The organism is Bacillus sp. FSL K6-1284, from assembly GCF_038002625.1.
Classification (GTDB): domain Bacteria; phylum Bacillota; class Bacilli; order Bacillales; family Bacillaceae; genus Bacillus; species Bacillus paralicheniformis.
Window position 1 is genome coordinate 2,934,404 of record NZ_JBBOCW010000001.1, and the last position, 11,807, is coordinate 2,946,210.

At 47.9% G+C, this 11,807-nt stretch carries 12 protein-coding genes and 1 riboswitch; of the genes, 5 read left to right on the forward strand and 7 right to left on the reverse strand.

The genetic code is table 11. The features are described from left to right. Positions 1–61: 61 nt before the first annotated feature. From kdpA to MHB72_RS15045, 4 genes are all read right to left on the reverse strand, one after another. On the reverse strand, positions 62–1,735 hold the full coding sequence (kdpA, locus tag MHB72_RS15035; protein WP_216919922.1) for a potassium-transporting ATPase subunit KdpA: 1,674 nt from the start codon (positions 1,733–1,735) through the stop codon (positions 62–64). A gap of 25 nt (positions 1,736–1,760) precedes the next feature. Then, positions 1,761–1,838: a K(+)-transporting ATPase subunit F gene (gene kdpF / locus MHB72_RS22920; RefSeq protein ID WP_116523382.1), complete on the reverse strand. Its 78-nt coding sequence runs from the start codon at positions 1,836–1,838 to the stop codon at positions 1,761–1,763. 224 nt (positions 1,839–2,062) lie between these two features. Continuing rightward, a riboswitch (cyclic di-AMP (ydaO/yuaA leader) is annotated at positions 2,063–2,205 on the reverse strand. A 252-nt stretch (positions 2,206–2,457) separates the two neighbouring features. Beyond that, positions 2,458–3,303, reverse strand: a complete 846-nt coding sequence (locus tag MHB72_RS15040) for an aldo/keto reductase (RefSeq protein WP_023855356.1) — start codon at positions 3,301–3,303, stop codon at positions 2,458–2,460. 30 nt (positions 3,304–3,333) lie between these two features. Then, complete coding sequence (locus MHB72_RS15045; RefSeq protein ID WP_216919920.1) at positions 3,334–4,554, reverse strand: MFS transporter; 1,221 nt, start codon at positions 4,552–4,554, stop codon at positions 3,334–3,336. Between the two features lie 157 nt (positions 4,555–4,711). On the opposite strand from MHB72_RS15045, the gene MHB72_RS15050 reads away from it, so the two are divergent. Together MHB72_RS15050 and MHB72_RS15055 are read left to right on the forward strand one after the other, a co-directional pair. Further along, complete coding sequence (locus MHB72_RS15050; RefSeq protein ID WP_340903190.1) at positions 4,712–5,089, forward strand: winged helix-turn-helix transcriptional regulator; 378 nt, start codon at positions 4,712–4,714, stop codon at positions 5,087–5,089. Between the two features lie 19 nt (positions 5,090–5,108). After that, entirely contained in the window at positions 5,109–5,774 is a 666-nt protein-coding gene (locus tag MHB72_RS15055) for a peptidase E (RefSeq protein WP_216919918.1), read from the forward strand. A gap of 302 nt (positions 5,775–6,076) precedes the next feature. On the opposite strand, the gene MHB72_RS15060 is transcribed toward MHB72_RS15055, so the two are convergent. Continuing rightward, positions 6,077–6,904 (reverse strand): uroporphyrinogen-III synthase, encoded by an 828-nt coding sequence (locus MHB72_RS15060; protein ID WP_026579209.1) that lies wholly within the window; start codon positions 6,902–6,904, stop codon positions 6,077–6,079. A gap of 104 nt (positions 6,905–7,008) precedes the next feature. Between MHB72_RS15060 and MHB72_RS15065 the strand changes: the two genes are divergently transcribed. After that, positions 7,009–7,953, forward strand: coding sequence for a cupin (locus MHB72_RS15065; protein WP_216919916.1), 945 nt, complete (start codon positions 7,009–7,011; stop codon positions 7,951–7,953). Between the two features lie 42 nt (positions 7,954–7,995). Here MHB72_RS15065 and MHB72_RS15070 read toward each other — a convergent pair whose 3' ends face one another. Both MHB72_RS15070 and MHB72_RS15075 read right to left on the reverse strand, forming a co-directional pair. After that, entirely contained in the window at positions 7,996–8,949 is a 954-nt protein-coding gene (locus tag MHB72_RS15070; protein WP_026579208.1) for an iron-hydroxamate ABC transporter substrate-binding protein, read from the reverse strand. 77 nt (positions 8,950–9,026) lie between these two features. Further along, positions 9,027–9,926, reverse strand: coding sequence for a LysR family transcriptional regulator (locus MHB72_RS15075; RefSeq protein ID WP_216919914.1), 900 nt, complete (start codon positions 9,924–9,926; stop codon positions 9,027–9,029). A 120-nt stretch (positions 9,927–10,046) separates the two neighbouring features. Between MHB72_RS15075 and MHB72_RS15080 the strand changes: the two genes are divergently transcribed. Beyond that, positions 10,047–11,264: an MFS transporter gene (locus MHB72_RS15080; protein WP_025811072.1), complete on the forward strand. Its 1,218-nt coding sequence runs from the start codon at positions 10,047–10,049 to the stop codon at positions 11,262–11,264. Positions 11,265–11,410: 146 nt separating this feature from the next. Next, complete coding sequence (locus tag MHB72_RS15085) at positions 11,411–11,794, forward strand: YoqO family protein (protein WP_216919912.1); 384 nt, start codon at positions 11,411–11,413, stop codon at positions 11,792–11,794. The last annotated feature ends 13 nt before the right edge of the window (positions 11,795–11,807 follow it).

The following is an 11,807-nucleotide window of genomic DNA, read 5'->3' on the forward strand; positions in this document are numbered from 1 at the left end:
AACGGCATCCGGTGTGGCCTGTTGACTGGAATGATGCAAATCGTTCATGAGTAAAGCCCCCTTATCGTAATGTTAAATATTCTGTGGCCGGTCCCAACACAAGCACCGGAAAGAATGTTAAAGCCCCGACGATCAGGATCGAAGCGATAAAAATCCCGCTGAACAGGCTTGAATCGGTGCGAAATGTTCCGATTGTTTCCGGAACGGTTTGCTTTTTCAAAAGTGACCCTGCAACTGCGAGCAGTGTGACAATTGAGAAATAACGGCCGATAAACATCACAATTCCCGTTGTTATATTCCAAAAAGGCGACGCGTCTCCGAGCCCTTCAAATCCTGAACCGTTATTCGCGGCTGAAGACGTATATTCGTATAAAATCTGGCTGATCCCGTGAAATCCGGGATTTGAAATTGCAGCTTGACCCGCTTGCGTCATGACGGCAAGCGCTGACGCCCCTAAGATTAACAAAGGATGAATCAGCAGAGTAACGGCTAAAAGCTTCATTTCTTTTCCTTCAATTTTTTTGCCTAAAAACTCAGGCGTTCTTCCGACCATTAAGCCCGACAGAAAAACCGCAACCATCGCGTATAGAAGCATGTTCATCAATCCGGCGCCTATTCCGCCAAACACCGTGTTCAGCATCATATTAAGCAATGCCAAAAGACCCGTTAGTGGCGTGAGCGTGTCGTGCATCGTATTGACGGCTCCTGTCTCGCTTGCGGTGGTAACCATCGCATAAAAAGCTGAATTCAATGTTCCAAACCGCACTTCCTTACCCTCCATGCTGCCTTCTGTGTGCTCGATTCCGAGCTGATTGATGACGGGATTGCCTTGCGATTCCGCCATGAAAGCTGCCCCGGCTGAAAGCAAAAACAAAAGACCTGCGGATACAAAAAGAATGCGGCCTTGCTTCAGATTCCCAACCATTTTCCCATACGTAAACGGCAGTGAGATGGTAATCAAGAGCATTAATAAAATTTGAATCGCATTGCTCCATCCATTCGGATTTTCAAATGGATGAGAAGAGTTGACGCCAAAATACCCCCCGCCGTTGTTCCCCAGCTCTTTGATGGATAAAAAGGACGCCACCGGCCCCCGAACAATGGACTGCTCACCTCCGCTCACCGTATGGGCTGTCACGGAACCGTCAAGCGTCTGCGGTACGCCTAGGGCGACGAAAACAAGCGACACCACAACTGTGATCGGCAGTAAAATCCGCGTGATCGAACGGACCAAATCGACAAAAAAGTTGCCGAACGGTTTCCCGGCGAGCCCCCGAATCATCGCAACCGCGGCTGCCAGCGCCGTAGCGGGAGCGGCAAACATTAAAAAGGTGATCGCAATCATCTGCGAAAGCATGGACAGACCGCTTTCGCCGCTGTAATGCTGCAAATTTGTATTCGTCATAAAACTGACTGCCGTATTAAAAGCCAGTGTAGGTTCCATTCCCGCGACCTTTTCAGGATTTAAAGGCAGTACACCCTGCAGACGAAAAACGAGATAAACGATGAAAATCATCGCCGTATTCGTGAGTACCAGCGCGGCGGCGTATTTCTTCCACGATTGGTTTTCTCCTTTTACTCCGCCCAGCTCCAGCAGCAAGCGTTCCGCTGGAAGAAAAAACCGGTCGATTTTGGACGGGGCGCCGTCAAATACCTTCGCTATGTAAATCCCCATTGGTTTGGCTGCCAGCAATGCGGCAAGCAGGATAAAACAGATGGATATGAGCGTCGTCATTTCAATACCCCCAATTTGTGTACAATTAAAATTTCTCAGGATTCAATAAAGCATAAGTCAAATAGACAAACATGGCGGCTGCTCCCGCTGCCAATAGCGTCATGGCAATCACTCCTTTCACATTTATGATTGATCAGCGGTTTTCCCCGCCCATCTTAGCAATAGAAACATCATCTCCGCTAAAAATGCGACAATGGCCAGCATCACGATATCCAGCACTCCGCTCACCTCCTTTCATGTTTTTTGCACGAAAAAAAGCCGCAAGAGAACAAACCTCTTACGGCTTTTTTGGGCACAGTTAAGAAACCGTGCTTTATGCACGTTTTTTGGTTCTCTTTAAACGCTTGCGAGGTTAGCTGTCGGATTCAGGTGCAAAGAGTCACCTTACCTTGAAAAGGATTCACCCCAAGTGGCAGCGCCACAAAAAATTGGTTCCCCCGCTTCCAATTGGAATTCAGCGGTTACGTTAATTGGAAATTTTATTCAGTTTTTTGATGAGATTTATATTACGCCCGTTCAATCATCGTGTAAAGTTTCATAAATGATCAAATTTCCTCGTTTATCAATTTTATAACCTTTTTTACACAGTTTATGACTTATTACCTTCTATTTTCTCTTAATATCTCGTTTTCTCTTTCATGTTATGGCCTTTACCTGTGAAAAACGGCGGATAAAAAATGTGTCGAAGCCCCGCTCGGAAATTCGAACGGGGCCGTTTTTTGTTAAAAGTCAAAGTTATCAGGATCAGGACCGACACGGGTGTTTTCATTCAGCCCGTCAATTTGCTTCATTTCCTCGAGGGTCAGTTCAAAATCAAATACGTCCGCGTTTTGGGCAATTCGCTCCGCTTTTGTCGACTTTGGAATGGTGATGACTCCGTTTTGCAAATCCCAGCGTAAAATGACTTGAGCAGGTGTCTTGCCGTGCTTGTCCGCGATATCTTTCAGCAGCGGGTGGCTGAGCAATTGGCCTTGCATCAGCGGCGACCATGCTTGAAGCTGGATGCTGTGCGAACGGCAAAACGCTTGCAGCTCTTTCTGCGTGAGCCGCGGGTGATACTCGACCTGGTCGATCACCGGTTTGACGGCGGCATCTTTCAGCAAGTCTTCCAGATGGTGAACGTGAAAATTGCTGACGCCGATTGCTTTTACGCGCCCTTGTTCATAAAGAGTTTCAAGGGCTTTCCACGCCGCTTTATAGCGCCCTTCAACAGGCCAGTGGATCAGGTATAAATCCAGGTAATCGAGCCCGAGCTTTTCGAGACTCGCTTCGTAGGCTGCAATCGTTTCGTCATAGCCTAAATCGTCATTCCAGACCTTTGACGTAACAAACAAGTCTTCTCTAGAAATTCCGGCTTCTTTCAACCCTTCGCGAATTCCTTGGCCAACCCCTTCTTCATTTCCGTAGATGGCTGCCGTATCGATACTGCGGTAGCCGTGCTTGATTGCCGTTTTTACGGCTTGCACCAGTTCGGGCCCTTCCTCTACTTTAAACACGCCTAGTCCAAACCAGGGCATGTCCGTCCCGTTATTCAATGTGATTCGATCTTGCAGATTTTTTGCCGTCATCTAATTGGCCCCCTCATATTTTTGTATACATCATGCGCAGTTTTTCTTTAAAGCTTGATTTTGTTTTTGGTCATTTCGTTCCAGCGCCCTGCTCCAGCCCGTCAGCGCGACGGCGCCGAGCACCATCAAAGCTCCGGCCCATGGAGTGTGAATCAAACCGATCGACTGTGTGATGGCGCCTCCTGTATAAGATCCGATCGCGATCCCGGCGTTGAATGCAGCGATATTGACAGCTGATGCGACATCTACCGCCCCCGGAACAAACCGTTCAGCCAGAATTACCACATAGGACTGGAGCCCGGGGACATTCATAAATGCTAAAAATCCCATCAGCATGATGACGATAAAGCCCGCTGCCTGATAAGGAGCAGCCGCCGTTAAGATGAGAAGCACAACCGCTTGGGCGATGAACATATAGAATAATGCAGTAAGCGGTTTTTGGTTGGCCGCTTTACCTCCGATGATATTTCCGAGCGCGACGGCAATGCCGTATGCAAGCAAAATGACGGCAACAGCTTCCTGTTTAAAACCTGTCACATGCTGAAGCAGCGGGGATAAATACGTAAAGACAACAAATGTTCCTCCATAACCAAGCGCCGTAATGATGAATAAAAGCAGCAGACGGCCATTGGTTACAAGTTTCAATTGGCTCTTGAAAGACGTTCGGACGCCTTTCGGCAAATCGGCCGGAACAAGAAAGCTGTTGGCGATAAACGCCAGTGCGCCGACAGCGACGATCGCCGCAAAAGCAATCCGCCAGCCGAACAGCTGACCGAGGAACGTGCCGATGGGAACTCCGGTAATCATCGCAACCGTCAGACCGGTAAACATAATTGATATCGCTCCGGCTCTTTTATCCGCCGGGACCAGGCTTGCCGCAATCGTTGAACCGATTGACATAAATACGCCATGAGAAAACGCGGAAATCACGCGGGCGGTTAATAAAACACCGATGCTTCCGGCACATGCCGCAAGCCCGTTTCCGATCATAAAAATAATCATAATCACAAGCAACAGCGCTTTTCTCGGCATACTCGATGTGACAGACGTCAATACGGGTGCGCCGACTGTCACGCCCAAAGCGTATAACGATACAGTCAGCCCCGCGGTCGTCACTGAAATGTTCATGTCATCAGCAATTAAAGGCAGAAGCCCCACGCTGATGAATTCGGTTGTTCCGATGGCAAATGCGCTGGCCGCCAAGGCTAAAAGCGCTAATATACTGCGTTTTTTATCATGAACAGAAGTCATTCTTTTTCCCCCTTTCGTTTTTAATGTATAGCAAATGTCTGCCGGCAAATGATATTATGGTACATATCATCTATAAAAAAAAGTACGCACTTTTAAGTGCGATAGGAACCAAAAAGTTAGATAGGTACTTTTCGGTTCCTATGGTTTGGAGGAGAACATGAAGCCGAAAAAGTACAATATATCTGTCGAAGCTACACTTGAAGTAATTGGAGGTAAATGGAAATGTGTGATTTTGTGCCATTTGACGCACGGCAAAAAACGCACGAGCGAGCTGAAGCGGCTGATGCCGAACATTACGCAGAAAATGCTGACCCAGCAGCTGCGCGAACTGGAGGAGGACGGCGTCATCAATCGGCTCGTGTACCAGCAGGTGCCGCCGAAGGTCGAATACGAACTCAGCGAATACGGAGGGACGCTTAAAGACATATTGGATTCATTGTGCGCCTGGGGTGAAACACATATTACGAAAGTGTATGGAGACAAATTTGCCGTTTTGGAGGACAGCGTGCTGAATGAACAATTAAAGGAAACATAATAAATAGATGGAGGTCAGGATGGGAAAATGGTTTCTTTCCGGGGGCGGAGATGCGCACCAAACTGAACGGCTGGATCGGCATTTTGCCGGGAGCCTCTGCCCGCATAAGCCTTTGTTGTATATTCCGATTGCCATGGACGCCGACAGGTATGATGAAGGCTTCGATTGGATCAGCCGGCTCTTTCACCCGCTCGGCGTTAAAAATATCGTGATGTGGACGGATGTCAAAGGCAAAACCGTGCACGATTTAGACGCATTTTCTGCCGTATATATTGGCGGAGGAAATACGTTTCGTCTGCTCAAACAATTCATTGAATCACACTTTATCGAGGTTTTAAAGCGCTATGCCGAAAGCGGCGGCGTCATTTACGGCGGAAGCGCAGGCGCCGTCATTCTCGGAAAGAACATCATGACTTGCTCTTATATGGACCGCAATGCTTGCGGATTGCGCGATTTTAACGGATTAAAGCTTCTGGGAGACTATGCGGTTTGGTGCCACTACAAGGTTGAACATGATCCGCTGATTAAAAGGTATAGGCATGCTTTTGACACTCCCGTCATCGCTTTGCCGGAAGAAACGGGAATCGCCGCAAGCATTTCAGACATTCGGGTCATCGGAACAAAGCCTGCCCGGATTTTTAATGAAGACGGCGCGGTATTCGTTTCAGATCAAATTGTTTTATAAAGCAAAAAACGCTTCGGCTCATCGGCGAAGCGTTTTTCTTGTTTTTGCGGCTGCAAGCCGTTTGACCAGGCTTTCCGTCAGAAAAAACACGGTGAGACTCAAACCCAGCAAAACAGAAAAATTTGACATCAACGGCTCACGATCAACATATTCAAAAGCATGATGCACAAAAAGTATCACAGCCCAGAAAATGATAGCCGCACGGCAAGCTGTGTCTGCGGCTTTTTTCCTTTTGGGTCTGCATACATGACAGCGCCTCCCAAGGAGACTCTCACGCCCCAATCTGCTGATTTCCTTCGCACTTACTGTGTTTTGATTTCCTCTTCCGTTTCATAAAACCGAGCCAGCTCCACAATCATCGCTCCCATTCGTTCGAGGCCGGGAGCGAGCAGGCGTTCAACTCCTTCTTCTCTTAAAGCTTCTGCCGTCACTTTTCCGACAGCGGCTGCCAACACGCTGTCTTGAAAAGATTGGACAATTTTCTCCGCATAGCCGTTTTCTTTCGCAAAATGAAAAAGCGAGCGGACTTGGACGGCTGTTGTAAAGCAAACCGCATCCACTTCACGGTTGATGACCTCGCTGCACAATAAAGCGACGGTTTCCCGGTCCGGTGCAACATGGCGATACGGCAGAAGCGGAAAAACAGCTGCACCTTTCTCTTCCAAAAACTGAAGCAGTGACGGTGCGTTTTCGCCGTGAAGCTGGACCATCACCCGTTTCCCGGAAAAATCGTGGGATTGAAGCGAGTCGATCAGTCCTTTGGTGGTGCCGTCTTCATCCGCCGCAACCGGCGTAATGCCGAGCTTTTTTAATGCGGCGATTGTTTTGTAGCCTCTCGATGCCGCCTTCGCCCCGCGGATCGCTTGTAAATAGCGCTCACCGATCCCCAGTTTATCAGCTAGGTTGACAAGCGTCTCCGTCCCGATTCCTGTCGTAAAAATCACCCAGTCGGCTCCCGTTTCAACAAAGGCTCGCAAATCAGGACCTACTTCTTTTTCGGCCAAAAACACGGTACCCTGAAGGGAACGTACGACGGGAACCCCGCCTTGCTTTTTGATTAATGTGCTCATTTCATCCGTTTTTCGCGATGCTCCGATGGCAATTCTTCTGCCGTTCAATCCTTTTCCCAATCCAATCCCTCTTTTCCGTATCTGTTTCTATCAATGTAATGGTTTACTATCATCTTCCAAATGAGATATGATTGAATTATCAAAAAATAACAGGAGGTTTTTCAATGCATTCTCAATTTGAAACCCGAGCCGAGCATTTGACGAAACATGCCCGTTTTTTCGAGTATACCACTGCCTCTGACCCGATTGGAAGCGGAATAATCAGTCCGATTCCTGTGAAAGAGTTCGGACCTGAATTGTATGAAACAGGTGAAACGCGGATCATCCCGCTGGACATCTCAGAAGAACTGAAGACGGAATATCCCGCTTCAAGCCCTTCCCTTCTCGCCCACTTCATCAAGATTCGTTCGGGCGACACGATTCACACCGCCCCCTGCGCGACAAGCGAACTATATTACATTGTCAGCGGCGCAGGGCGTACCGAAGCGGGCGAAGATACGATTCACTGGCAGAAAGGCGATTTTTTGACTTTGCCTGCCGGTTCAAGCAGCCAGCATACCGCAGCAGAAGATGCAGCCATTTATTACATCACCGATTCACCTCTCCTGCATTATTTGGGCGTAAAGCCGTCGGAATCCCGCTTTCAACCAACCATCTACACCGCTGAACAGGCAAAAGCAAAATTGGCTGAAGCGGCCGCCGCTCCTGACGCCCGTTTCCGAAACCGTATTTCCGTTCTTTTAAACAATGATATATTCGATCAAACGCTGACGATCACCCATGTATTGTGGGCGATGTTCGGCATCGTGCCTCCCGGCTCCAATCAAGCGCCCCACAGCCACAAGTCGGTGGCTCTCGATTTTGTCGCCTATGCCGCACCAGGCACGTACACATTAGTCGGAAGCAAAATCGATCCGGACACAAAGGAAATCATCGATCCGAAACGGATTGACTGGGTAACCGGAAAAGCCTTCATTACACCGCCGGGATTATGGCATTCCCACCATAATGAGTCAGGTGAAGCGGCCTATATCATCCCCATCCAAGATGCGGGCCTGCAAACGTACCTCCGGACACTGGATATTCAATTTCAGCATTATGAAAAATGAAAAAGCGGGAAGCCGGATCATTCTTTTCGGCTCCCCGCTTTTCTATTCGTTTTTCGCTTTCTTGGAAATCATGTCCGCGATTTCTTCGGCCTGCGCCTGAACAGCGTTTGGATCATACGGCCAGAACCTGTCCGGATCGAGGAAAAAGACCTTGCCTTTTTTCACCGCGTCAAGCGACTTCCAAACCGGATTGTCCTGATCAAGCTTTCCGTTGTATGATTCATCGACAAATATGTAGTCTCCGGCATATTTCGGCAGAACTTCGAAAGATATGGCTTTATATCCGTCAGCTGTATCAATGGCATCCTTTTTAACAGATTCAGGCGGCGTCAGTCCCAGCTGCGTATAGATCGCCTCTCCGCCCCGATACCCGTAGGCCCCGTAGACATACACAGATTTTGCATATGCGCCGATTAAAGAGAACGTTTCGCCTTGTACAGATGCATCTTTGATTTTCGCGCGGGCGGCTTTCATTTTTTGATTAAACATTTTCGTCCACTCCCGGGCCTCCTTTTCCTTGCCGAGCAGCGTGCCAAACGTTTTCATTTCATCGCGTGCATCTTTAAACGTGCCGAACGGATAAACGACAGTCGGAGCGATTTTTGAGAGCTTTTCATATTCTTTTTTATCGTTTGTCATCGATACGATCAAATCGGGTTTAAGCTTAAGAATCTTTTCCACAGATACTGAAAAACCGTCTTTTCCCCCGATATTCTTTATTTCTGAAATATGATCTTTAATATAGGGACTTTCAAGATATTTCCCTGTTTCTCCAAGCGGCTTGATTCCGAATGCAAGCATTGTCCCTGCATATCCTATCGTAACGACGCGCTTCGGATTGGCCGGTACAGTGACATTTCCGTTGATTGTTTTCACCACTCTTGTTTTCGCTTCGTTCTTTGATGCCGTCTGTTTTTGGCCGCTTTGACAGCCTGAAAGAAAAACAGAAAATGCGAGTAAAACGGTCAATATATAAGAATACTGCTTTTTCGTCATGTTCAACCCTCCAATTGATAATAATTATCATTATCAATATAAAGGATAATTGTCACCATGAGAAGTCTTTATTTGATTTACGGCTGATCAGGCCGCTCATTCCGTCGATAGTATTCGATGACAAATTCTTTAAAGTTGCGTGCCGCCGGCGATAAATAATAGTCTTTCAAAACGGCGAGACCGATCGTCCTCTCAGAACGGTAGTCTGACACTCGGCAAAATGCCACCGGAGAATGGATGTGTTCCGCCGTTTTCGGCAGGATCGCCGCACCGAGCCCTGCTGACACAAGGCCCAAAATCGTCGACACTTCTTCCCCTTCAAACGCAAGCTTCGGGCTGATGGACAGTTCCCGGCACATTTGATCAAACACATATCGAAGACCATAACCCGGCTTAAAACCGACAAAGTCCTCATGGGCAATGGATCTGATCGCGACTTCTTTCCGATCTGCGAGCGGGTGGTCGGCGGGAAGCACCAGGTAAAGCGGTTCAGTATCCAGCACCGTCCATTCAAGAAGTTCGTTTGGAAGGGGTGGTGAGCTGAGACATATATCAGCCTCGCCCGTCTCCACCATATGCTGAAGATGTTCATTTGCGGCCTGATACAGACGGAACGCAACATTCGGGTATTTCTTTTTAAAACCGGCAATCAGCTGCGGCATCAGGCGTGAACCAAGCGTATGCAAAAAAGATACCGAGATTTCCCCGGCATTCGGATTGACGCTTTCCCTGATTTGCTGGACGCCTTCGTCAAGAGCAAGGCGGGCCTGTTTCGCTTTGATGAGGAACTGCTCGCCGTACTTTGTTAGGCGGATCGATTTTGTTTTTCGAATAAACAGCGGGACGCCCAATTCTTCTTCAAGCTTTTTGATCGACCTGCTCAAAGCCGGCTGGGAAATCCTTTGTTCCATGGCGGCTTTTGTAAAATGTTTATGCCTGCTCACGGCAATAAAATGGTCAATTTGATAGAGTTCCAATGCTCATCCGCTCCTTCATAACTAGAATGCATGATGTTGATAGATATTATAAATTAGACACATCACAAATGAAAGCGTACCATGAAACATAGATTGTCATTCTGGAAAAGAGGAGCTACCATGACTTACATACAGCCGCATACGAAAGATTATCAAAAAGCAAGCATCGCCTTATTCATCAGCGGTTTTGTGACATTTGCCACGCTTTACACCACACAGCCGCTCATGCCTCTGTTTGCGGAGGAATTCGGCATATCGGCGGCAGCTGCAAGCTTAACTTTATCCATTTCAACAGGTATATTGGCTTTTGCACTGCTTACGGCAGCAGCTTTATCTGACGGATTCGGCCGGAAGACGATTATGGCAATATCCCTGTTTGCAACATCTGTGCTCGGCCTCTTGACCGCCTTTAGTCCGAACTTCGCGGCGCTCTTGGTGATGAGAGGGCTGCTTGGCTTTTTCCTTGCAGGCGTACCCGCGATCGCCATGACTTATGTCGGAGAGGAATTTGATCCGCGAGGGCTCGGGAAAATGATGGGGTTATACATTAGCGGCACAAGCCTTGGAGGAATGAGCGGAAGGCTTTTGACCGGCCTTTTGACAGACTTGTTCAGCTGGCGTGCAGCGCTTGGAATCATCGGGGGATTATCAGTGCTATTAAGCTATTTGTTTTGGATTTTGCTGCCCCGGCCACAGCACTCCGCTAAGCGAAAAACGAGCATGAAAAAGGCGAGCCTCGCCTACTCTGCCGTCTTGATGAACAAACGGCTGCTGTCGATTATTTCACTCGGATTTCTATTAATGGGAAGCTTTGTTACGCTGTTCAATTATATCGGATTTCAATTGATGGGACCTCCGTACAGACTCTCTCAAACTGTCATCGGGTTCATCTTTATCGTTTATTTGGCAGGGGCAATCAGTTCCGTTTATATGGGAAAGAAAGCCGACCGTTTTGGCAGCCCGCTGATGCTGAAAATCGGGATTGCCATTATCGCGGGAGGCGCATTGCTTACGCTTCTGCCTCAGCTTTCTCTGAAAATCGCCGGAATCGCTGTCTTTACATTCGGATTTTTCGGGTCGCATTCGATCGCAAGCTCATGGGTTGGGCAGACGGCCGGCGAACAGCGCGTTCAAGCTTCCTCTCTTTATTTGCTGAGCTATTATCTCGGCTCAAGCTTAGCAGGGTCTTTCGGAGGCTTCTTCTGGACTCATTTTAAATGGCCGGGAATCGTCGCCTTCATTACCTTGCTGCTTTTGGCCGCTTATCCGGCAATTTTCTTTGCCGAAGCCAAAAGGAACAGGCGGCAAGACGATACACAGATCCGAAATAAAAGCTAAACTTTCTTCACCGCATGCCGATATTTAAACCAAAGCCAGCATGACGATTCCTCCTGAAGATCAGCCGTTTTTAGAATGAATAAATGCAGCCTGTCATGTTGGCTTTTCCTTTATCTCCCTCTATAATGGTTTGAGGGGGAATCATCTTGCTTAAAACAATCGGATTTTACGGATTTTTGGCATCTGTAGGTTTGAATCTTTTTCTCCGGGCAGGACTCAAGATCAACGGCACAGCGAATGATATCATCTCAGTGGCCTCCCTGGTTTTCGTGCTGATGTACGTATGGAACGATTTGAAAAAACGAAGTGCAAAAACGCTCATTTTACAAGGGCTCGCTCTCGTCACCTCTGTGGCATTATTGGCATTTGCCATCATAAAAGGGCAAACATACATTGCCGCTCTGCCTTTTTTCGAGGGCCGGGAAACGCCGGCAAAATGGGTGTATATTTTGCTCGTTTTGTTCTTGGGATCAAACCTTTACATCCATATCAATGAAAAAATCACAAACTCTAAAAAAGAGGCATCCTGATCGGTTCAGAATG

Coding starts and splice junctions, on each gene's coding strand:
- kdpA (WP_216919922.1), bottom strand. CDS start 1,735: ATGACGACGCTCATATCCATCTGTTTTATCCTGCTTGCCGCATTGCTG.
- MHB72_RS15040 (WP_023855356.1), bottom strand. CDS start 3,303: ATGACGGCAAAAAATCTGCAAGATCGAATCACATTGAATAACGGGACG.
- MHB72_RS15050 (WP_340903190.1), top strand. CDS start 4,712: ATGAAGCCGAAAAAGTACAATATATCTGTCGAAGCTACACTTGAAGTA.
- MHB72_RS15080 (WP_025811072.1), top strand. CDS start 10,047: ATGACTTACATACAGCCGCATACGAAAGATTATCAAAAAGCAAGCATC.
- kdpF (WP_116523382.1), bottom strand. CDS start 1,838: ATGACGCTATTGGCAGCGGGAGCAGCCGCCATGTTTGTCTATTTGACT.
- MHB72_RS15055 (WP_216919918.1), top strand. CDS start 5,109: ATGGGAAAATGGTTTCTTTCCGGGGGCGGAGATGCGCACCAAACTGAA.
- MHB72_RS15070 (WP_026579208.1), bottom strand. CDS start 8,949: ATGACGAAAAAGCAGTATTCTTATATATTGACCGTTTTACTCGCATTT.
- MHB72_RS15045 (WP_216919920.1), bottom strand. CDS start 4,554: ATGACTTCTGTTCATGATAAAAAACGCAGTATATTAGCGCTTTTAGCC.
- MHB72_RS15065 (WP_216919916.1), top strand. CDS start 7,009: ATGCATTCTCAATTTGAAACCCGAGCCGAGCATTTGACGAAACATGCC.